This is a genomic window from Pectobacterium carotovorum (assembly GCA_016415585.1).
Classification (GTDB): Bacteria; Pseudomonadota; Gammaproteobacteria; order Enterobacterales; family Enterobacteriaceae; genus Pectobacterium; species Pectobacterium carotovorum_K.
On record CP066552.1, the window covers coordinates 264,455 to 286,162 of the forward strand.

At 49.9% G+C, this 21,708-nt stretch carries 14 protein-coding genes, 6 tRNA genes, 3 rRNA genes and 1 pseudogene; 20 read left to right on the plus strand and 4 right to left on the minus strand.

Translation table 11 applies throughout. The features are described 5' to 3' along the window. Positions 1-2 precede the first annotated feature (2 nt). Entirely contained in the window at positions 3-2,192 is a 2,190-nt protein-coding gene (gene fadB / locus JFY74_01185; protein ID QQG28724.1) for a fatty acid oxidation complex subunit alpha FadB, read from the minus strand. A 185-nt stretch (positions 2,193-2,377) separates the two neighbouring features. Between fadB and pepQ the strand changes: the two genes are divergently transcribed. From pepQ to birA, 11 genes are all read left to right on the plus strand, one after another. Further along, entirely contained in the window at positions 2,378-3,709 is a 1,332-nt protein-coding gene (gene pepQ, locus JFY74_01190) for a Xaa-Pro dipeptidase (GenBank protein QQG28725.1), read from the plus strand. Next, complete coding sequence (locus JFY74_01195) at positions 3,709-4,320, plus strand: IMPACT family protein (protein QQG28726.1); 612 nt, start codon at positions 3,709-3,711, stop codon at positions 4,318-4,320. The genes pepQ and JFY74_01195 overlap by 1 nt, the downstream gene beginning before the upstream one ends. A gap of 43 nt (positions 4,321-4,363) precedes the next feature. Beyond that, on the plus strand, positions 4,364-5,815 hold the full coding sequence (gene trkH, locus JFY74_01200; protein QQG28727.1) for a Trk system potassium transporter TrkH: 1,452 nt from the start codon (positions 4,364-4,366) through the stop codon (positions 5,813-5,815). Between the two features lie 21 nt (positions 5,816-5,836). After that, positions 5,837-6,376, plus strand: coding sequence for a menaquinone-dependent protoporphyrinogen IX dehydrogenase (gene hemG, locus JFY74_01205; GenBank protein QQG28728.1), 540 nt, complete (start codon positions 5,837-5,839; stop codon positions 6,374-6,376). 392 nt (positions 6,377-6,768) lie between these two features. Then, a 16S ribosomal RNA gene (locus tag JFY74_01210) occupies positions 6,769-8,310 on the plus strand. 73 nt (positions 8,311-8,383) lie between these two features. Further along, positions 8,384-8,460: transfer RNA gene (locus JFY74_01215), tRNA-Ile, on the plus strand. A gap of 42 nt (positions 8,461-8,502) precedes the next feature. Then, positions 8,503-8,578 (plus strand) — tRNA-Ala (locus JFY74_01220). A gap of 223 nt (positions 8,579-8,801) precedes the next feature. Next, positions 8,802-11,708, plus strand: a 23S ribosomal RNA gene (locus JFY74_01225). 125 nt (positions 11,709-11,833) lie between these two features. Further along, positions 11,834-11,949 (plus strand): 5S ribosomal RNA (rrf, locus tag JFY74_01230). Together the 16S, 23S and 5S rRNA genes with 2 tRNA genes alongside form the textbook arrangement of a ribosomal RNA operon. 157 nt (positions 11,950-12,106) lie before the next feature. Then, a complete protein-coding gene (murB, locus tag JFY74_01235) occupies positions 12,107-13,144 on the plus strand; it encodes a UDP-N-acetylmuramate dehydrogenase (protein QQG28729.1) in 1,038 nt (345 codons plus the stop codon). After that, positions 13,141-14,100: a bifunctional biotin--[acetyl-CoA-carboxylase] ligase/biotin operon repressor BirA gene (gene birA / locus JFY74_01240; GenBank protein QQG28730.1), complete on the plus strand. Its 960-nt coding sequence runs from the start codon at positions 13,141-13,143 to the stop codon at positions 14,098-14,100. The genes murB and birA overlap by 4 nt, the downstream gene beginning before the upstream one ends. A 24-nt stretch (positions 14,101-14,124) precedes the next feature. Here the strand turns inward: birA and JFY74_01245 are convergent. From JFY74_01245 to JFY74_01255, 3 genes and pseudogenes are all read right to left on the minus strand, one after another. Beyond that, positions 14,125-15,143: pseudogene (locus tag JFY74_01245) on the minus strand (transposase domain-containing protein). 103 nt (positions 15,144-15,246) lie between these two features. Beyond that, positions 15,247-16,197 (minus strand): type I pantothenate kinase, encoded by a 951-nt coding sequence (gene coaA / locus JFY74_01250; protein ID QQG28731.1) that lies wholly within the window; start codon positions 16,195-16,197, stop codon positions 15,247-15,249. Positions 16,198-16,408: 211 nt separating this feature from the next. Continuing rightward, positions 16,409-16,957 (minus strand): GNAT family N-acetyltransferase, encoded by a 549-nt coding sequence (locus JFY74_01255; GenBank protein QQG28732.1) that lies wholly within the window; start codon positions 16,955-16,957, stop codon positions 16,409-16,411. 331 nt (positions 16,958-17,288) lie between these two features. Here JFY74_01255 and JFY74_01260 point away from each other — a divergent pair. The 9 genes from JFY74_01260 (at position 17,289) to rplA (ending at position 21,512) form a co-directional block, all read left to right on the plus strand. Next, positions 17,289-17,364: transfer RNA gene (locus JFY74_01260), tRNA-Thr, on the plus strand. 15 nt (positions 17,365-17,379) lie between these two features. Next, positions 17,380-17,464, plus strand: a tRNA-Tyr gene (locus JFY74_01265). Positions 17,465-17,594: 130 nt separating this feature from the next. After that, positions 17,595-17,669 (plus strand) — tRNA-Gly (locus tag JFY74_01270). 6 nt (positions 17,670-17,675) lie between these two features. After that, positions 17,676-17,751, plus strand: a tRNA-Thr gene (locus JFY74_01275). Between the two features lie 107 nt (positions 17,752-17,858). Further along, positions 17,859-19,043, plus strand: a complete 1,185-nt coding sequence (tuf, locus tag JFY74_01280; GenBank protein ID QQG28733.1) for an elongation factor Tu — start codon at positions 17,859-17,861, stop codon at positions 19,041-19,043. A gap of 237 nt (positions 19,044-19,280) precedes the next feature. Further along, complete coding sequence (secE, locus tag JFY74_01285; GenBank protein ID QQG28734.1) at positions 19,281-19,664, plus strand: preprotein translocase subunit SecE; 384 nt, start codon at positions 19,281-19,283, stop codon at positions 19,662-19,664. A 3-nt stretch (positions 19,665-19,667) separates the two neighbouring features. Continuing rightward, a complete protein-coding gene (nusG, locus tag JFY74_01290) occupies positions 19,668-20,213 on the plus strand; it encodes a transcription termination/antitermination protein NusG (GenBank protein QQG28735.1) in 546 nt (181 codons plus the stop codon). A 162-nt stretch (positions 20,214-20,375) separates the two neighbouring features. Further along, complete coding sequence (gene rplK, locus JFY74_01295; protein QQG28736.1) at positions 20,376-20,804, plus strand: 50S ribosomal protein L11; 429 nt, start codon at positions 20,376-20,378, stop codon at positions 20,802-20,804. Between the two features lie 3 nt (positions 20,805-20,807). After that, positions 20,808-21,512, plus strand: coding sequence for a 50S ribosomal protein L1 (gene rplA / locus JFY74_01300; protein ID QQG28737.1), 705 nt, complete (start codon positions 20,808-20,810; stop codon positions 21,510-21,512). Positions 21,513-21,708: the final 196 nt, after the last annotated feature.

Genomic DNA, 21,708 nt, shown 5'->3' on the forward strand with positions numbered 1-21,708 from the left:
CCTCATGCCGGTTGACCGTAAGAAACGTCCGCGTGTGGCGCGACCGATGGATAATAGCCTTCATTATTTTTGGCTTTTTGCTGCAAGCCGTCAGGCACCTGATAAATGGCGCCGAGGTGCGCCAACTGTTGCGCCATCTCGACGTAGTGTTCGCTGCCTAGTGTATCCAGATAGCGGCAGGCTCCGCCGTGGAAGGGAGGGAAACCTAACCCATATACCAGCGCCATGTCCGCTTCGGCGGGGCTGGCGACGATACCTTCTTCCAGGCAGCGCGCGACTTCATTAATCATCGGGATCATCATGCGCGCGATAATCTCTTCTGCGCTGAACGTTTTTTTCGGCTGGCTGATGTCCTTAAGCAGTGTTTCGACAGCCTCATCCTGTTCTTTACGCAGCTTCCCCTTGCCGTCGGTTTGATAACGGTAGAAGCCGTGACCATTCTTCTGCCCGAAGCGCTGGTGTTCAAACAGCGCATCAATCGCATCGCGATAGTCTTTCGCCATGCGTTGTGGGAAGCCTTCAGCCATCACGGCCTGAGCGTGGTGAGCGGTATCAATACCGACAACGTCCAGCAGATAGGCTGGGCCCATCGGCCAACCGAATTTTTTCTCCATGACGCTATCAATATCGCGGAAATCGGCACCGTCTCTGAGCAATAAGCTGAACGCCGCAAAATAGGGGAACAGCACCCGATTCACGAAGAATCCGGGGCAGTCGTTCACGACAATCGGCGTTTTGCCCATCTTGCTGGCGTAAGCCACCACGCTGGCGATAGTGCTGTCGCTGGTTTGAGGGCCGCGAATAATTTCGACCAGCGGCATGCGGTGTACCGGGTTAAAGAAGTGCATGCCGCAGAAATTTTGCGGCCGTTTTAGCGATGCAGCCAGTAAAGCAATCGGGATCGTTGAGGTGTTCGACGCCAGAATCGTATTCTCGCTCACGTGCGATTCGGTTTCTGCCAACACGCTGGCTTTGATTTTCGGGTTCTCAACCACGGCCTCAACGACGATGTCGGTGCGCTCGAACCCGGCGTAATCCAGCGTTGGCTGAATACTCGCCAGAATCGTCGCCATTTTCATTCCGTCCAACTTGCCGCGTTCCATTTGTTTATTCAGGAGCTTGGCTGCTTCATTCATCCCCAGCGCGAGCGGCTTCTCATTGATATCTTTCATCCGAATCGGCACGCCTTTGAACGCGGATTGATAGGCAATGCCGCCGCCCATAATGCCTGCTCCTAGCACGGCGGCCTGCTGCGGCACGGATGTCTCGCCAATCAGTTTCTTTGCCTTGCCTTTAACATACTGATCGTTGAGGAAAATGCCGACGAGTGCGCGAGCTTCATTTGAACGCGCCAGTTGAACGAAATGCTGCGTTTCGAGCTGCAATGCGTCATCGCGCGTCATAGTTGCGGCGGCTTCGATGGTTTTTACCGCTAGCATCGGTGCGGGATAGTGCTTGCCAGCGGTTTGCAGCACCATCGCTTTGGCGGTGGTAAAGCTCATCATGGCTTCAATCTTATTGAGCTTCAGCGGGTCAAGTTTCGGACGTCGGTAAGCCTGCCAGTCCAGTGAGCCGTTAATCGCCTGTTTTAACATCTTGATGGCAGCGGGAACCAGCTTGTCATTGGCGACAACGGCCTGCACGAGTCCCACTTTTAAGGCATCGGCTGCGCTGATATCTTTGCCTGCGGCGATGATCTCCAGTGCGCTGTCGGCGCCCAACAGGCGTGGTAGCCTAACCGTGCCGCCAAAGCCTGGCATAATCCCCAGTTTGGTCTCAGGCAGCCCGATGCGTGCATCCGTCGTCGCTAAACGAAAATCGGTCGCCAGCACACATTCACACCCGCCGCCCAACGCATAGCTATTGATTGCGGACAGTGTGGGAACGGGTAAATCTTCAAGGCGGCTGAAAATGCGGTTGGCGAAGACAAGCCATTCATGCAGCTTTTCTGCTGGCGCGGCAAAAAGAGAAAGGAATTCCGTGATATCGGCACCGACAATAAATGCAGGTTTGTCAGAACGTAGCAGTAAGCCCTTCAAATTCGGCTGTTCCGCCAGAACGTCCAGCGCCTTACCCAGGCTGGCAACCGTGCGGGTATCTAGCTTGTTTACGGAGCCAGGGGCAGAAAATACCAGCTCGACAATGCCGTCCTCAAGCCAGTTAAGGTAGAGGGATTCACCTTGATAAAGCATGTTCATCTCCGCTGTTTGTGTGAGTGATCTGGTATGACCAGATAATCGAATTGTGGTTTTAATGTTAATTTTTTGCAAACGATAGATTAATTTTTTGCCGAATCGATCACAAAGCACCGGACGCTGCCCTTGGAGAATGCCTGTGTTAAAATGGAGGGATGATGTCGTGACGTACAAGGATACTCATGGAAAAGCTGGCTTCTTTATATCATCACCATCTGGCTACGCTGCAAACGCGTGCTCAGGCGGTTTTAGCACGCCATCAGCTTGACGCATTGCTGATTCATTCTGGTGAGCTGTTGACCGTTTTTCTGGACGATCACGACTATCCTTTCAAAGTTAACCCGCAGTTTAAAGCGTGGGTGCCCGTCACGCAGGTGCCGAACTGCTGGCTCTGGGTTGACGGCGTGAACCCGCCGAAGCTGTGGTTCTATTCGCCAGTCGATTACTGGCATAACGTTGCGCCGGTCCCCGAGAGCTTCTGGACTGAAGAGATTGAAATTACCGTGCTACGGAATGCCGATGATATCGGGCAGTTGCTTCCATCGCAGCGCGAGCGTGTTGCCTATATCGGCTACGCTCCGCAGCGTGCGCAGGATTTGGGCATTCGTGCGGATAATATCAATCCTCAGGGTGTGCTGGATTATCTGCACTATCATCGCGCTTACAAAACCGATTACGAGCTGGTCTGTATGCGTGAAGCACAAAAGACGGCGGTGATCGGTCATCGTGCGGCGCATGAAGCGTTTCTCTCTGGCATGAGCGAGTTTGATATTAATCTGGCGTATCTGACGGCCACCGGACATCGGGATATCGATGTGCCTTACAGCAATATCATCGCGCTCAATGAACATGCGGCGGTGTTGCACTATACCCAGCTCGATCATCAGGTGCCTTCCGATGTCCGCAGCTTCCTGATTGATGCAGGGGCGGAATATAACGGCTATGCCGCCGATCTTACGCGTACCTATTCCGCACAGAGCGATGGCGCGTTTGCCCTGCTGATTAAAGATCTCAATCAGGAAATGCTTTCATTGATTGATACCGTTCAGGCGGGAGTGCGTTATACCGATTACCATATTCAGATGCATCAGCGGATTGCGAAGCTGCTGAAATCGCATCAACTGGTGCGGGATATCAGCGAAGAAGCCATGGTGGAGCAGGGGCTCACGTCGCCTTTCCTGCCGCACGGTCTTGGCCACCCGTTGGGCTTGCAGGTGCATGATGTCGCCGGATTTATGCAAGACGACCGCGGCACACATCTGGCGGCGCCGTCGCAGCATCCTTACCTGCGTTGTACCCGCGTGCTTGAACCCGGAATGGTCATGACGATCGAGCCGGGAATCTATTTCATCGAATCCTTGCTTGCTCCGTGGCGTGAGGGCGAATGGAGTCAGCACTTTGACTGGCAAAAAATCGAGGCGTTGAAACCGTTTGGCGGTATCCGTATCGAGGATAATATTGTCATTCATGAAGGGCGCGTGGAGAACATGACGCGCGACCTGAATCTGGCCTGATGCAGGCGTATCCCGTTCCTGCTGCGCCAGTGAGCTTCAGCGAGGAAATCAAGAAAAGCCGCTTTACGACGATCCTGGCGGCAACGCCGGGAATCGATGCGGCCAAGGCGTTTATCCAGCACGTCCGGGAAGAACATGTCTCGGCGGGTCATCACTGCTGGGCGTTTGTTGCAGGTGCGCCCGACGATTCCCAGCAGCTTGGTTTTTCTGACGATGGCGAGCCATCCGGCACGGCGGGCAAACCGATGCTGTCGCAACTGATGGGAAGCGGTATCGGTGAGATTACGGCTGTGGTGGTACGTTACTATGGCGGAATCCCGCTGGGTACTGGTGGGTTGGTGAAGGCTTATGGCGGCGGCGTTCAGCAAGCGCTGAAACGGGTATCGCTGCAAGAGAAAGTCTTGCAAAAAGAGTATGGCTTACACTGTGACTATGCACTGTTGCCGCAGGTGGAATCACTGATCTTCCAGTTTGGCGGAAAAGTGCTGCATAGCGAGTATGGCGTGGAAGTCGTATTGCGGTTCTCTATCCCCGTCAGGGGAACTGAGGAAGCGGCAATGAAATTGCGTGATTTAAGCCGTGGCGCGTTGCATTTATTGCCGATTCCATAATAATCCCAGCGCTTTTTTATGAATCATTAAGGAATTCCCTGCGATGCACTTGCGCGCCATAACCCGTATTGTCGGCCAGTTGGTTATCCTTTTTTCCGGAACGATGGTTATTCCCGGGCTGGTAGCGTTAATTTACCGCGATGGCGCAGGCCGGGCGTTTACGCAGACATTTATTGTCGCGCTGGCAATTGGCATCATGCTGTGGCTACCAAACCGAAAACAGAAGCATGAGCTGAAATCTCGAGAAGGGTTCCTGATCGTAGTCCTCTTCTGGACGGTGCTGGGCAGCGTCGGTGCGCTGCCTTTCCTGTTTGCTGAACATCCTAATTTGGGCGTAACGGATGCTTTTTTCGAATCGTTCTCTGGGTTAACGACAACGGGCGCTACTACGCTTGTCGGGTTGGATTCACTGCCTAAAGCCATTCTGTTTTATCGACAAATGCTGCAATGGTTTGGCGGGATGGGGATCATCGTACTCGCCGTTGCTATCCTGCCGATTCTTGGTGTCGGTGGGATGCAGCTTTATCGTGCAGAAATGCCGGGGCCGCTGAAGGAAAACAAAATGCGCCCGCGTATCGCTGATACAGCGAAAACGCTGTGGCTGATTTATCTCTTACTCACGATTGCCTGTGCTGTCGCACTGTGGCTGGCTGGCATGCCGATATTTGATGCAATTGGCCACAGCTTCTCTACGGTGTCTGTCGGCGGGTTCTCTACTCATGATGCGAGTATCGGCTACTTTAATAGCCCAACGATCAACACCATCATCGCGATATTCCTGCTGATTTCTGGCTGTAACTTTGGTTTGCACTTTGCTCTGCTGAGTGGTCGCAGCCTGAAGGTATACTGGCGTGACCCAGAATTCCGCATGTTCATTTTTGTTCAGCTGTCGCTGGTGGCCGTGTGTACGATTGTCCTGTGGTTCCATCACGTGTATGACAGCGGGATGCAGACGATCAATCAGGCGTTCTTCCAGGTTGTCTCTATGGCGACAACGGCAGGGTTTACCACGGATAGCATTGCATCGTGGCCGCTTTTCCTGCCGGTTTTGCTTCTGTGCTCCGCATTCATTGGCGGGTGTGCAGGCTCAACCGGGGGTGGCTTGAAAGTGATTCGTATCCTGCTGCTTTTCCTGCAAGGATCGCGTGAGCTTAAGCGTTTAGTACATCCGAATGCGGTTTACACCATTAAGCTGGGTCATCGGGCGCTGCCAGAACGCATCCTTGAAGCCGTATGGGGATTCTTTTCCGCGTATGCGCTGGTTTTTATTGTCAGCATGCTGGCCGTCATTGCGACAGGCGTTGATGATTTCTCCGCGTTTGCGGCGGTCGCCGCCACATTGAATAATCTGGGGCCGGGTTTGGGTGTCGTCGCGGAGAATTTTACGTCGATGAATGATACGGCGAAATGGATTCTGATACTGACAATGCTGTTTGGTCGTTTAGAGGTCTTCACGCTTTTAGTGCTGTTTACGCCAACCTTCTGGCGGGAATAGTCCCCATAAGGATAAAGAACAATGAAAGCTTTGATCGTGTTTTCGAGTCGGGATGGGCAAACAAGAGCGATTGCCTCCTCTATTGCGAATACGCTGAAAGGAACTCTGGAGTGCGATGTTGTTAACGTACTCAATGCGAATGATATCGATCTGAGTCAATACGATCGGGTCCTGATTGGGGCGTCAATTCGGTACGGGCGCTTTCATCCTGCGGTAAATCAATTTATCCATAAGCATCTGACTTCTCTGCAACAGCTACCCAGCGCATTCTTCTCTGTGAACCTCACTGCGCGTAAGCCAGAAAAGCGCACAATACAAACCAATGCCTATACGCGTAAGTTCCTGCTGAATTCACCTTGGCAGCCGGATTTGTGCTGCGTGTTCGCTGGTGCCCTGCGTTATCCACGCTACCGCTGGTTTGATCGGATAATGATTCAACTCATTATGCGTATAACTGGGGGCGAAACGGATAGCACTAAAGAGATTGAATACACTGACTGGCAGCAGGTTGCCCGTTTCGCTCAGGATTTCGCCCAATTAGCGGCGAAAAATCCGGCATAACGGCGTCTTTTACTTCGCTTTGCTGAAAAAAAAACCACTCGGTAACTTTTTTGCATTTAGCGCTTGTCAGCGTGCGAGAAGTCCCTATAATGCGCCTCCACTGACACGGCAACAGCGACACGCGGTTGTGGTGACAGGAAAAAAGATTCAACGAAGGCAGTCAGTAATGACTTGACTTCACAGCGGAAAAGCATAATATATGCGGCCCGCGCCACGGAAGATGTGGCACTGCTCTTTAACAATTTAATCAGACAATCTGTGTGGGCACTCACAAGACCGTATCTTAACGATATAAAAAAGTCTTGAAGAGTGAACAACAGTAAATTCATTACGAATAAACAGTTTTAATTCTTTGAGCATCGCTGACGAGTTCAGCAAATCAAACAAATCTTAAATTGAAGAGTTTGATCATGGCTCAGATTGAACGCTGGCGGCAGGCCTAACACATGCAAGTCGAGCGGTAGCACAAGAGAGCTTGCTCTCTGGGTGACGAGCGGCGGACGGGTGAGTAATGTCTGGGAAACTGCCTGATGGAGGGGGATAACTACTGGAAACGGTAGCTAATACCGCATAACCTCGCAAGAGCAAAGAGGGGGACCTTCGGGCCTCTCGCCATCAGATGTGCCCAGATGGGATTAGCTAGTAGGTGAGGTAATGGCTCACCTAGGCGACGATCCCTAGCTGGTCTGAGAGGATGACCAGCCACACTGGAACTGAGACACGGTCCAGACTCCTACGGGAGGCAGCAGTGGGGAATATTGCACAATGGGCGCAAGCCTGATGCAGCCATGCCGCGTGTGTGAAGAAGGCCTTCGGGTTGTAAAGCACTTTCAGCGGGGAGGAAGGCGGTGAGGTTAATAACCTTATCGATTGACGTTACTCGCAGAAGAAGCACCGGCTAACTCCGTGCCAGCAGCCGCGGTAATACGGAGGGTGCAAGCGTTAATCGGAATGACTGGGCGTAAAGCGCACGCAGGCGGTCTGTTAAGTTGGATGTGAAATCCCCGGGCTTAACCTGGGAACTGCATTCAAAACTGACAGGCTAGAGTCTTGTAGAGGGGGGTAGAATTCCAGGTGTAGCGGTGAAATGCGTAGAGATCTGGAGGAATACCGGTGGCGAAGGCGGCCCCCTGGACAAAGACTGACGCTCAGGTGCGAAAGCGTGGGGAGCAAACAGGATTAGATACCCTGGTAGTCCACGCTGTAAACGATGTCGATTTGGAGGTTGTGCCCTTGAGGCGTGGCTTCCGGAGCTAACGCGTTAAATCGACCGCCTGGGGAGTACGGCCGCAAGGTTAAAACTCAAATGAATTGACGGGGGCCCGCACAAGCGGTGGAGCATGTGGTTTAATTCGATGCAACGCGAAGAACCTTACCTACTCTTGACATCCACAGAATTTGGTAGAGATACCTTAGTGCCTTCGGGAACTGTGAGACAGGTGCTGCATGGCTGTCGTCAGCTCGTGTTGTGAAATGTTGGGTTAAGTCCCGCAACGAGCGCAACCCTTATCCTTTGTTGCCAGTGATTCGGTCGGGAACTCAAAGGAGACTGCCGGTGATAAACCGGAGGAAGGTGGGGATGACGTCAAGTCATCATGGCCCTTACGAGTAGGGCTACACACGTGCTACAATGGCGTATACAAAGAGAAGCGACCTCGCGAGAGCAAGCGGACCTCATAAAGTACGTCGTAGTCCGGATTGGAGTCTGCAACTCGACTCCATGAAGTCGGAATCGCTAGTAATCGTAGATCAGAATGCTACGGTGAATACGTTCCCGGGCCTTGTACACACCGCCCGTCACACCATGGGAGTGGGTTGCAAAAGAAGTAGGTAGCTTAACCTTCGGGAGGGCGCTTACCACTTTGTGATTCATGACTGGGGTGAAGTCGTAACAAGGTAACCGTAGGGGAACCTGCGGTTGGATCACCTCCTTACCAAGAAGATGTGTGTTAAGTGAAGTGCTCACACAGATTGTCTGATGAAAATAACGAGCAGAAATACCTTAATAGGCTTGTAGCTCAGGTGGTTAGAGCGCACCCCTGATAAGGGTGAGGTCGGTGGTTCAAGTCCACTCAGGCCTACCAACTCTTCCGTGAGTGGTATCTAAGGTATCTGTAAGCAACGATGGGGTTATAGCTCAGCTGGGAGAGCGCCTGCCTTGCACGCAGGAGGTCTGCGGTTCGATCCCGCATAGCTCCACCATCACTACTCGCTGCATAGAAAACTTCAGAGTGTACCTGCTTGGGTGCACTGCGACGTTTTGCTCTTTAACAATCTGGAACAAGCTGAAAATTGAAACATGACAGCTGAACATACTGACACAACAGTAATGTGGTGTGAGTGATGCATCAGTCTGTCAATGAGTCTCTCAAATAATCACAGCGCGATGTTGGCTTTATTTATTAAAGACACCTTCGGGTTGTGAGGTTAAGCGACTAAGCGTACACGGTGGATGCCTAGGCAGTCAGAGGCGATGAAGGGCGTGCTAATCTGCGATAAGCGTCGGTAAGCTGATATGAAGCGTTATACCCGACGATACCCGAATGGGGAAACCCAGTGTGTTTCGACACACTATCATGACATGAATACATAGTGTCATGAGGCGAACCGGGGGAACTGAAACATCTCAGTACCCCGAGGAAAAGAAATCAACCGAGATTCCCCCAGTAGCGGCGAGCGAACGGGGAGGAGCCCAGAACCTGAATCAGTTTGTGTGTTAGTGGAAGCGTCTGGAAAGTCGCACAGTAAAGGGTGATAGTCCCGTACACAAAAATGCACAAGCTGTGAGTTCGATGAGTAGGGCGGGACACGTGACATCCTGTCTGAATATGGGGGGACCATCCTCCAAGGCTAAATACTCCTGACTGACCGATAGTGAACCAGTACCGTGAGGGAAAGGCGAAAAGAACCCCGGCGAGGGGAGTGAAATAGAACCTGAAACCGTGTACGTACAAGCAGTGGGAGCCTACTTGTTAGGTGACTGCGTACCTTTTGTATAATGGGTCAGCGACTTATATTCTGTAGCAAGGTTAACCGAATAGGGGAGCCGCAGGGAAACCGAGTCTTAACTGGGCGTTAAGTTGCAGGGTATAGACCCGAAACCCGGTGATCTAGCCATGGGCAGGTTGAAGGTTGGGTAACACTAACTGGAGGACCGAACCGACTAATGTTGAAAAATTAGCGGATGACTTGTGGCTGGGGGTGAAAGGCCAATCAAACCGGGAGATAGCTGGTTCTCCCCGAAAGCTATTTAGGTAGCGCCTCGTGAACTCATCTTCGGGGGTAGAGCACTGTTTCGGCTAGGGGGTCATCCCGACTTACCAACCCGATGCAAACTACGAATACCGAAGAATGTTATCACGGGAGACACACGGCGGGTGCTAACGTTCGTCGTGAAGAGGGAAACAACCCAGACCGCCAGCTAAGGTCCCAAAGTCATGGTTAAGTGGGAAACGATGTGGGAAGGCACAGACAGCCAGGATGTTGGCTTAGAAGCAGCCATCATTTAAAGAAAGCGTAATAGCTCACTGGTCGAGTCGGCCTGCGCGGAAGATGTAACGGGGCTAAACCATGCACCGAAGCTGCGGCAGCGACACTCAGGTGTTGTTGGGTAGGGGAGCGTTCTGTAAGCCGTCGAAGGTGGCCTGTGAGGGTTGCTGGAGGTATCAGAAGTGCGAATGCTGACATAAGTAACGATAATGCGGGTGAAAAACCCGCACGCCGGAAGACCAAGGGTTCCTGTCCAACGTTAATCGGGGCAGGGTGAGTCGACCCCTAAGGCGAGGCTGAAAAGCGTAGTCGATGGGAAACAGGTTAATATTCCTGTACTCGGTGTTACTGCGAAGGGGGGACGGAGAAAGCTAGGTTATCCGGGCGACGGTTGTCCCGGTTTAAGCGTGAAGGTGGATGACTTTGGTAAATCCGGGTCATTATTAACACTGAGGCGTGATGACGAGTCACTACGGTGATGAAGTAACCAATGCTACGCTTCCAGGAAAAGCCTCTAAGCTCCAGGTAACATCAAATCGTACCCCAAACCGACACAGGTGGTCAGGTAGAGAATACTCAGGCGCTTGAGAGAACTCGGGTGAAGGAACTAGGCAAAATGGTGCCGTAACTTCGGGAGAAGGCACGCTGATGGTAGGTGAAGTGACTTGCTCATGGAGCTGAAATCAGTCGAAGATACCAGCTGGCTGCAACTGTTTAATAAAAACACAGCACTGTGCAAACACGAAAGTGGACGTATACGGTGTGACGCCTGCCCGGTGCCGGAAGGTTAATTGATGGGGTCAGCCGCAAGGCGAAGCTCTTGATCGAAGCCCCGGTAAACGGCGGCCGTAACTATAACGGTCCTAAGGTAGCGAAATTCCTTGTCGGGTAAGTTCCGACCTGCACGAATGGCGTAATGATGGCCAGGCTGTCTCCACCCGAGACTCAGTGAAATTGAACTCGCTGTGAAGATGCAGTGTACCCGCGGCAAGACGGAAAGACCCCGTGAACCTTTACTATAGCTTGACACTGAACCTTGAGCCTTGATGTGTAGGATAGGTGGGAGGCTTTGAAGCGTGGACGCCAGTCTGCGTGGAGCCAACCTTGAAATACCACCCTTTAATGTTTGATGTTCTAACGTAGACCCGTAATCCGGGTTGCGGACAGTGTCTGGTGGGTAGTTTGACTGGGGCGGTCTCCTCCCAAAGCGTAACGGAGGAGCACGAAGGTTAGCTAATCCTGGTCGGACATCAGGAGGTTAGTGCAAAGGCATAAGCTAGCTTGACTGCGAGAGTGACAGCTCGAGCAGGTGCGAAAGCAGGTCTTAGTGATCCGGTGGTTCTGAATGGAAGGGCCATCGCTCAACGGATAAAAGGTACTCCGGGGATAACAGGCTGATACCGCCCAAGAGTTCATATCGACGGCGGTGTTTGGCACCTCGATGTCGGCTCATCACATCCTGGGGCTGAAGTAGGTCCCAAGGGTATGGCTGTTCGCCATTTAAAGTGGTACGCGAGCTGGGTTTAGAACGTCGTGAGACAGTTCGGTCCCTATCTGCCGTGGGCGTTGGAAGATTGAGAGGGGTTGCTCCTAGTACGAGAGGACCGGAGTGAACGCACCACTGGTGTACGGGTTGTGATGCCAATTGCATTGCCCGGTAGCTAAGTGCGGAAGAGATAACCGCTGAAAGCATCTAAGCGGGAAACTTGCCTCGAGATGAGTCTTCCCTGGGCACTAGATGCCCCTGAAGGGCCGTTGAAGACGACGACGTAGATAGGCTGGGTGTGTAAGCGTAGCGATACGTTGAGCTAACCAGTACTAATGACCCGAGAGGCTTAACCTTACAACACCGAAGGTGTTTTGAGATGGACTCAAAGAGATTTTGATAATCAGCTTGTTTTAGGATTGGTTCTGATGGTTATGCGAGAGCGAGAGCAAAGCATGGCGGTTGGAATGAAACAGAATTTGCCTGGCGGCGATAGCGCGGTGGTCCCACCTGACCCCATGCCGAACTCAGAAGTGAAACGCCGTAGCGCCGATGGTAGTGTGGGGCTTCCCCATGTGAGAGTAGGGAACTGCCAGGCATCAACTACGTGGAAAGCCCCTGTCGAAAGACAGGGGCTTTTTGCTATGGGAAATTTTTGGTGTATGTTGTTTATACCTTACCAGTGGTAAAAGGCAGTCGGTATCTTGCGTAGATCAGGTAGACTATGTGATATCTGAATTAGTAGGTATTTCCGCATGGTGTCGAGCATTATTTCATTGAAGTCTCATAACTCCTTCTCATTATCTGTGTCTGCGTCTCGCATTACGGTAGCGGATACTCAAGAGAAATTGATCGAAGAATGGCGCGTCGCCCGCGCATCACAAGAGCCCGTTTTATTGCTAGGAGAAGGAAGTAATGTCCTTTTTCTGGAAGATTTTTTAGGTACTATTCTGCTAAATCGGCTCAAAGGTATAGATGTTCGAGAAGAGAGCGATGGCTGGCATCTTCATATTGGTGCAGGTGAGAATTGGCATCAATTAGTCGAATATACGCTTAAATACGGCATTACTGGATTAGAAAATCTTGCGTTAATTCCTGGATGTGTGGGGTCTGCACCGATACAAAATATTGGTGCGTATGGTATTGAATTAAAAAATGTCTGTGATTATGTGGAATTGCTGGATCTGACTGAAGGTAAGGTCATGCGTCTTAGCACTGAGGAATGCCAGTTCGGTTACCGTGAAAGCATATTTAAGCATCAATACCGCTCTGGGTTTGCGATTACCGCTGTAGGGCTTTTTTTAAAGAAAGAGTGGCATCCAGTACTTAACTACGGCGATTTGGCAAAACTGAATCCTGAAACTGTGACGCCACAGCAGGTATTTGATTCTGTCTGTCATATGCGTCGAAGTAAACTCCCAGATCCTGTAGTGACAGGTAATGCTGGTAGCTTCTTCAAAAATCCAATAATTACACAACAGCATGCCGAACGTATTTTACGAGCGTATCCGAATGCTCCCCAGTATTTACAAGCAGATGGTAACGTTAAATTGGCCGCTGGATGGTTAATTGATCAGTGCAAGCTTAAAGGATTCCAGCTTGGTGGTGCCGCTGTTCACGAGAAACAGGCATTAGTTCTGATTAATAAGAATAATGCAAAAAGCTCAGATATTGTTGAATTAGCTCGTTACGTCCGCAATCAGGTTGCTGAAAAATTCTCCATACAGCTGGAGCCTGAAGTTCGCTTTATTGCTGCGTGTGGAGAGGTCAATGCCATCGAGGTATTATCATGAAAGATATTACGGTTCCTCTTAAATTAATTAAAATCCTCTTTGATGGTGAGTTTTACTCTGGTGAGCTACTTGGCGAAATGATGGGGATGAGCCGAGCTGCGATTAATAAACATATTCAAACTATACGTGATTGGGGAATTGATGTTTTTACTGTAACGGGTAAAGGCTATTCTTTGCCAGCGCCTATGCAGTTATTAGATGCAGAAGTTATTCTTAAGCACCTACCAGAAGGTGGCGTGACGGTTTTACCTGTCGTTGATTCTACGAATCAGTACATTTTAGAACGATTGGATACGCTGTCATCCGGTGATGTATGCCTTGCTGAGTATCAGCAATCTGGGCGTGGTCGTCGGGGGCGGCAATGGTTTTCACCCTTTGGTGCAAATTTGTATTTATCATTATATTGGCGTCTAGAACAGGGGCCAGCTGCAGCTGTTGGGGTGAGTCTGGTTATCGGTATCGTAATGGCCGAAGTGCTACATAAGCTTGGTGCTGATGGTGTTCGAGTTAAGTGGCCGAATGATTTGTATCTGAAGGATAGAAAGTTGGCTGGCATTCTTGTCGAACTTACCGGAAAAACGGGAGATGCTGCTAATTTGGTAATTGGTGCAGGCATTAATTTACAAATGAGAGAACCTGCTCCAGATACGATTAATCAAGGCTGGATAAATTTACAAGAGGCAGGTATAGAGATTAATCGTAATACTCTTGCTTCGACTCTTATTTCTGAATTAAGAAGTGCTTTGGTTATCTTTGAACTACAAGGTCTTGAACCATTCATTTCCAGATGGGAAAAATTGGATAACTATTTTAATCGCCCAGTCCGTTTGATTATCGGTAATCGCGAAATACATGGGATAGACCGAGGAATAGATCGCCAGGGTGCATTGTTATTAGAAAACGATGGTCTGATAACTCCGTATATTGGTGGGGAAATTTCTCTGCGCGGTGCATAATAAAGGGGGGTACCCTAATGCCGATCACTTAAGGTGACCGGCATTGTTTTTTAACGGATATTTCGCCCGTCTTCCCCTGATTTCTCGGGGGGAACTTCGCTCCCGTCGTAACGGCAATACCAGATAGATTGCCTGCTCATAAAAATGCTTCAGATGTCCCGGTATCGCACCCGGCGATGAACCCGGCAGACCGATAAGTAATCGCCAGATTTCCGTCAGGGCACCGCTGAAGCACCTCCGCCGCCGGATAACGCATTGGGTCCGTCAGTGACGTAAGCACCTCTCGCGTTTTTCCCTCTATCGTCTTCGTTAACAACTGCGCTGTGATGCTCTCCGGCAGCGTCGTCCATTGTTTACGCGCCTGCAGCGATGTCTTAATCCGCACCAGTCTGTCTTGCTTGCCCAGCTTGCCTATTACTCCATATTGCGTATTTTTCTTCAGGGGCAACAACCAGTGCCGGTTTTCTCCCACACTCTGCCAGTGGTGTAATAAGCCTACGGAGTAAAACCCTTTATCGAACAGGGTAATGCTGTTGTCTGGTGTTTTTTCGGTCAGCTCTGCTGCCAGTCGCATTTCGTTGACATTGTAGCGGCCGAACGCACTGGCGGAGATGACTGCTCAGTTCCATCAGGCAGGCCATTCTTACCTGCGGGTAACCCTTGTCGCCGTGCTGATTGGAGGCCTTGCCGAAGGCCGCCTCATTTTCCAGTGTCGTTGTGTGATATCAAACAGTTCTCTGACAGCAGCCTCACCGAGCGTCTGTCGCCGCTGTATGACAGAACTGGGGGCGATGAACGGGGTGCCGGAGCGATCAGCGATATCCATGAGATTAACGATGTGGGAGAGGACGCTGATTGAATACGGCCATGCCGATAACCAGCCACACCACGGACTCAAGTGGGAGTTTTCGCTTGCGCAGAGTGACGGTATCAGTGAGCGTTAATGCCTGTTCAATCATGCTAACGAGCAGGAGAGCCGCGAGTGTGTGAGTCTGTTCCGGGGCAGTAAGATTGATAATGCCAAGAGCCTGAGAAAGTTGCATAAAAAAAGGTCCATGAATGTCATGAACCTTTTTTACACCAACGGCTGGATCGTTTAACTGATCCTTAAACGATCGGCATTAGGGGATGCCCCCTTTTACATATTCATTTTCTTAATCTAACACATTCAACGGCATGGTTAGCGCTTTTAGTCATAATAAGACTAGCTCTCTCTCGGGTAGGGAGGATATTTTCTTTTAGATTAAGTCCGTTAATTTCCTTCCATAATTGAGATGCAATACCGACAGCTTCTTCTTCCGTCAATTTTGCATAATTATGAAAATATGAATTTGGGTTTGAGAATGCACCTTGCCTGAATTTTAAAAATCTATTTATATACCATGTCTGTAACAGTGTTTCAGGTGCATCCACATAAATAGAGAAATCCACAAAATCAGAAACAAAAACTCTATGTGGATCATGTGGATAATCCATTCCACTTTGTAAGACATTCAAGCCTTCTAATATTAAAATGTCAGGTTGCTCCAGCACTTTATTGTTATTAGGGACGATGTCATATGTCAGATGGGAATACGTTGGAGCAGTGACTTTTTGTGTCCCTGATTTTATATCAGAAACAAACTTCACCAAACTATGCATATCGTATGACTGCGGAAAGCCTTTTTTCTTCATCAAGTCGCGTTCTTTTAGCACTTTATTTGGATGAAGAAACCCATCGGTTGTAATAAGTTCTACACTGCGGTGTTCCGGCCAGCGGCTTAATAACGCCTGAAGCACACGAGCTGTAGTACTTTTCCCTACAGCGACACTGCCTGCAATACCGATTATGTAAGGTATCTTTTGGCCATCAGTTCCTAAGAACTGCTCAAGCACAGCCTGACGTCGTAAATTAGAGCTGATATAGAAATTGAGCAGGCGAGATAGCGGCAGATAAATTTCCGCGACTTCGTCTAATGAAAGGTCTTCGTTAATCCCTTTGAGCTTAACGATTTCTTCCTCTGTCAGCGTTAACGGGACGGAATCGCGCAAGGCGGCCCATTGGCTGCGGTTAAATTGTAGGTATGGCGTGGCCAAGGATTGCTCTCTATTGCTCATAAGTCGTGTTCTGCCTGCTTCACAGGTAAGAAAAGGGACTCTCAGCCCAGCGAAGAAAACGGGCTATTAGTTTAGCCAACGCGATGATCGCGGCACCTTCTCTTATGTAATAAATTTTTGATAATGGGCAGGTTAACACTTTGCTGCTAGAAAGAAGAAGAGAAAATCGGTGCTGTACCCGATGCTTCTATGTTTACGCATCGGGCGCTTGCTAACTAGCGATGGCTTTACCTAAACCATTCACGGCAAAGAGGCGCTTATAATAAATGGCCGTTGGGTGATAATAGCCATCGGGTGTGCAAGCGTAGTCTGGTAATTCTCCCAGATGGCGATAGCCCAATGCACGGTAGAACGCTTCTGCGGGGGAACCTGCTTGAGTATCTAAGTAGAGTAATCCCCTCTGTTGTGAAAGCGCGCTCTGTTCCAATAGTTGAATGAGCAGTCGGCCTATTCCTGCTCTTCTTGTGCGACTGTGAACCAATAATTTTTGAATTTCAGCTCTGTTTTTCCCATTTGGCTTTTGACATAACTCAAGCTGTACGCTTCCGACGACGCCATCCTCATCGCGCGCTACCCATAACATGCGTTCACCGCTGGCGACAGATGTTTGCAAACTATGAAAATATTCTGTGGCTTCTTTGTGGGACAGTGGCGAGTGGTACCCAACAGAAGCACCTTTTTCTACAGCATCTATCAGTAGGCTAGCCAGTTCCTCACGATAGACAGGTAAGGTTGCAGCATTGAGTTGAACGGTTTTCATCGTATTTTTCCTCTTCGACAGAAATTTATTTCTAACCAAGCAAAATTCATTCCAGGTTCATTCCCTTAGAAAAGCGAGCAAAATAGCATCGGTCAGTGCAGTGTGTGCTCTTCTAAAGAGCAAAACCGTATTTTAGGTGCAAGAGGCATAGGCGGAAATTTGATGGCGAAACCCCCACTTTGCTGGATGGAATTGGTGGTTCTTTGCGCTAATTCTTACTGTTACTCTGGATTTATAGCCGGATTTGGATAAAATCTAAGCGATAGCGCATTTTACGCAATTTTTTTGTTGCATCGAGCGTTCTGTCTACCTAAAATGCGCAGCACTTGAAGCCGGCTTAGCTCAGTAGGTAGAGCAACTGACTTGTAATCAGTAGGTCACCAGTTCGATTCCGGTAGCCGGCACCATCAAGTACACAATCAGGTGGGGTTCCCGAGCGGCCAAAGGGAGCAGACTGTAAATCTGCCGTCACAGACTTCGAAGGTTCGAATCCTTCCCCCACCACCAAATTCAATCCTGGCGACAGGATACTCGATACGGTAGTAAGAGTAAGCCGGATCGACGAAGGCGGGGTCTATAAAATTTTATTCCCCAATTTCAAAATCTACAGAAAAATTAGGTAGCCGAGTTCCAGGATGCGGGCATCGTATAATGGCTATTACCTCAGCCTTCCAAGCTGATGATGTGGGTTCGATTCCCACTGCCCGCTCCAAGATGTGCTGATATAGCTCAGTTGGTAGAGCGCACCCTTGGTAAGGGTGAGGTCGGCAGTTCGAATCTGCCTATCAGCACCACTTCCTTTTCCTCCTCCTGATTTTCTTTCTGTGAATAAATTCAGCAAGCTATCGCTTGGTTGATGTGGTGATACCACCGATTTATCCGTGTCTTAGAGGGACAATCGATGTCTAAAGAAAAATTTGAACGTACAAAACCGCACGTTAACGTCGGTACTATCGGCCACGTTGACCATGGCAAAACTACTCTGACCGCTGCAATCACTACCGTTCTGGCTAAAACCTACGGTGGTAACGCGCGTGCATTCGACCAGATCGATAACGCACCGGAAGAAAAAGCACGTGGTATCACCATCAACACCTCTCACGTTGAATACGATACCCCGTCTCGCCACTATGCGCACGTTGACTGCCCAGGACACGCCGACTATGTGAAAAACATGATCACCGGTGCTGCTCAGATGGACGGCGCGATCCTGGTTGTTGCTGCGACTGACGGCCCAATGCCTCAGACCCGTGAGCACATCCTGCTGGGTCGTCAGGTTGGCGTTCCTTTCATCATCGTGTTCCTGAACAAATGTGACATGGTTGATGATGAAGAGCTGCTGGAACTGGTTGAGATGGAAGTGCGTGAGCTGCTGTCTCAGTACGACTTCCCAGGCGACGACACCCCAGTGGTTCGTGGTTCTGCTCTGAAAGCGCTGGAAGGCGAAGCTGAGTGGGAAGCCAAAATCATCGAACTGGCAGGCTACCTGGATTCTTATATTCCAGAACCAGAGCGTGCGATTGACAAGCCGTTCCTGCTGCCAATCGAAGACGTATTCTCCATCTCCGGTCGTGGTACCGTTGTTACCGGTCGTGTAGAGCGCGGTATCGTTAAAGTGGGTGAAGAAGTTGAAATCGTAGGTATCAAAGATACTGCGAAATCTACCTGTACTGGCGTAGAAATGTTCCGCAAACTGCTGGACGAAGGTCGTGCAGGCGAGAACGTTGGTGTTCTGCTGCGTGGTATCAAGCGTGAAGAAATCGAGCGTGGTCAGGTACTGGCTAAGCCGGGTTCAATCAAGCCACACACTCAGTTCGAATCAGAAGTGTATATCCTGAGCAAAGATGAAGGCGGCCGTCATACTCCGTTCTTCAAAGGCTACCGTCCTCAGTTCTACTTCCGTACGACTGACGTAACGGGCACCATCGAACTGCCAGAAGGCGTAGAGATGGTCATGCCGGGCGACAACATCAAAATGGTTGTTACCCTGATCCACCCAATCGCGATGGACGATGGTTTGCGTTTCGCAATCCGTGAAGGCGGCCGTACAGTAGGCGCGGGTGTTGTTGCTAAAGTTATCGCTTAATCGCTGATAACGTTTGACGCGACACGCGATAAAAGGGCATCATTTGATGCCCTTTTTCTACGCTGTCATGGTAGAACCTATCTCATCAGCGATTGTGAGATATAATCATTGGTGAGATAGGCTCTGTAGATACTGCGTAAATACCGAATTATTCGTTTTACAGAACATCTTTCGGTTTGGTTGCTCCGTGGTTACGGGGCAAAGTTATTTGTCTGAATCATTGTGACAGGTTGGTTTATGAGTGCGAATACCGAAGCTCAGGATAGTGGGCGTAGCCTGGAAGTGATTAAGTGGCTAGTAGTAGGTGCCTTGCTGGTCGTTGCGATTGTTGGCAATTATTATTACCGCGAATTTAGTCTTCCTCTGCGCGCATTGGCTGTTGTTATTCTGATCGCCGCAGCCGGTGGTGTGGCCCTGCTGACCACAAAAGGCAAAGCAACCGTAACGTTTGCTCGCGAAGCGCGTACTGAAGTACGCAAAGTAATTTGGCCGACTCGTCAGGAAACGTTACACACCACGTTAATCGTTGCCGCGGTTACTGCCGTGATGTCACTGATTTTGTGGGGACTGGATGGTATTCTGGTCCGTCTGGTATCGTTTATCACTGGACTGAGGTTCTAAAAGATGTCTGAAGCTCCAAAAAAACGTTGGTACGTCGTTCAGGCGTTTTCTGGTTTTGAAGGTCGCGTAGCACAGTCTCTGCGCGAGCATATCAAACTCCATAATATGGAAGAGCTGTTTGGCGAAGTCATGGTTCCTACTGAAGAAGTCGTTGAGATCCGTGGTGGTCAACGTCGCAAGAGCGAACGCAAATTTTTCCCTGGTTATGTTTTAGTGCAGATGGTTATGGAAGATGCGAGTTGGCATCTTGTGCGCAGTGTACCTCGTGTTATGGGGTTCATTGGCGGCACATCTGACCGTCCTGCTCCAATCAGTGATAAAGAAGTGGATGCGATTATGAATCGTCTCCAGCAGGTTGGTGACAAGCCTCGTCCGAAAACGTTGTTTGAACCGGGTGAAATGGTTCGCGTCAACGATGGTCCATTTGCCGACTTTAACGGCGTTGTTGAAGAAGTTGACTACGAGAAGAGCCGCCTGAAGGTGTCTGTCTCTATATTTGGTCGTGCGACACCTGTTGAACTGGACTTTGCTCAGGTCGAAAAAGGCTAATTGCCTGACAAGACTTGCTGAAAATAGCGACTTGCCTATGGCGCGAAATTAACCTATAATTTCGCGCCTTTTGTTTTTCAGTGGCCTTAACGGCGTCTGAAACGTAATACAAACCACGGGGAGCCTTTTACTAGGCGCTATTACCCAATCGAGGAAAGTTAAATGGCCAAGAAAGTACAAGCCTACGTCAAGCTGCAAGTTGCAGCTGGTATGGCTAACCCGAGCCCACCGGTAGGTCCGGCTCTGGGTCAGCAAGGTGTTAACATCATGGAATTCTGTAAGGCGTTCAATGCTAAAACTGAAAGCCTTGAGAAGGGTCTGCCGACTCCGGTTGTTATTACCGTTTATTCTGACCGTTCTTTCACCTTCGTTACCAAAACGCCTCCAGCAGCTGTTCTGCTGAAGAAAGCGGCTGGTATCAAGTCTGGTTCTGGCAAGCCGAACAAAGACAAAGTAGGTAAAGTAACGAGCGCTCAGGTTCGTGAAATCGCAGAAACTAAAGCTGCGGACATGACTGGTTCTGATGTAGACGCCATGGCGCGCTCTATCGCAGGTACCGCTCGTTCCATGGGCCTGGTAGTGGAGGATTAATAAATGGCTAAGCTGACCAAGCGCATGCGCGTGATCCGTGACAAAGTTGATGTAACTAAACAGTATGACATCAACGAAGCTGTTGCTCTGCTCAAAGAGCTGGCCACTGCTAAGTTCGTAGAAAGTGTAGACGTAGCTGTTAACCTCGGCATCGATGCACGTAAATCTGACCAAAACGTTCGCGGCGCAACCGTTCTGCCTCACGGCACCGGTCGTTCTGTTCGCGTAGCTGTCTTCACCCAAGGTGCAAACGCTGAAGCTGCTAAAGCAGCTGGCGCTGAATTCGTGGGCATGGAAGATCTGGCTGATCAGATCAAGAAAGGCGAAATGGGCTTTGACGTTGTTATTGCATCTCCAGATGCAATGCGCGTTGTTGGCCAATTGGGCCAGGTTCTGGGTCCACGTGGCCTGATGCCAAACCCGAAAGTGGGTACTGTAACTCCTAACGTTGTTGAAGCAGTTAATAATGCTAAAGCTGGTCAGGTTCGTTACCGTAACGACAAGAACGGTATCATTCATACCACTATCGGTAAGGTTGATTTCGATTCTAACAAATTGAAAGAAAACCTAGAGTCTTTGTTGATTGCGCTGAAAAAAGCAAAACCATCTCAGGCGAAAGGCGTGTACATCAAGAAAGTTAGCTTGTCTACCACTATGGGCGCTGGCGTTGCCATCGACCAAAGCGGTCTGAACGCTGCTGCTAACTAATAGCTTTTGTTCCGCTTTACTCGGGTGTGAGATTTACCTATAATCTTACGCCCGTTGTTCCTCAAGTGGAATGACGCAAGAATTTTTCGGTTGGAGCCTGGCCTATCCAGGCCTCCGTCCAAGACCGCAGGTGTTTCGTAAGAAACTTAATTCTCCTGCGTAGACGGTGACAGAGCCTAAATAACGTTTTTCTTTT

Coding starts and splice junctions, on each gene's coding strand:
- fadB (QQG28724.1), bottom strand. CDS start 2,192: ATGCTTTATCAAGGTGAATCCCTCTACCTTAACTGGCTTGAGGACGGC.
- pepQ (QQG28725.1), top strand. CDS start 2,378: ATGGAAAAGCTGGCTTCTTTATATCATCACCATCTGGCTACGCTGCAA.
- JFY74_01195 (QQG28726.1), top strand. CDS start 3,709: ATGCAGGCGTATCCCGTTCCTGCTGCGCCAGTGAGCTTCAGCGAGGAA.
- trkH (QQG28727.1), top strand. CDS start 4,364: ATGCACTTGCGCGCCATAACCCGTATTGTCGGCCAGTTGGTTATCCTT.
- hemG (QQG28728.1), top strand. CDS start 5,837: ATGAAAGCTTTGATCGTGTTTTCGAGTCGGGATGGGCAAACAAGAGCG.
- murB (QQG28729.1), top strand. CDS start 12,107: ATGGTGTCGAGCATTATTTCATTGAAGTCTCATAACTCCTTCTCATTA.
- birA (QQG28730.1), top strand. CDS start 13,141: ATGAAAGATATTACGGTTCCTCTTAAATTAATTAAAATCCTCTTTGAT.
- coaA (QQG28731.1), bottom strand. CDS start 16,197: ATGAGCAATAGAGAGCAATCCTTGGCCACGCCATACCTACAATTTAAC.
- JFY74_01255 (QQG28732.1), bottom strand. CDS start 16,957: ATGAAAACCGTTCAACTCAATGCTGCAACCTTACCTGTCTATCGTGAG.
- tuf (QQG28733.1), top strand. CDS start 17,859: ATGTCTAAAGAAAAATTTGAACGTACAAAACCGCACGTTAACGTCGGT.
- secE (QQG28734.1), top strand. CDS start 19,281: ATGAGTGCGAATACCGAAGCTCAGGATAGTGGGCGTAGCCTGGAAGTG.
- nusG (QQG28735.1), top strand. CDS start 19,668: ATGTCTGAAGCTCCAAAAAAACGTTGGTACGTCGTTCAGGCGTTTTCT.
- rplK (QQG28736.1), top strand. CDS start 20,376: ATGGCCAAGAAAGTACAAGCCTACGTCAAGCTGCAAGTTGCAGCTGGT.
- rplA (QQG28737.1), top strand. CDS start 20,808: ATGGCTAAGCTGACCAAGCGCATGCGCGTGATCCGTGACAAAGTTGAT.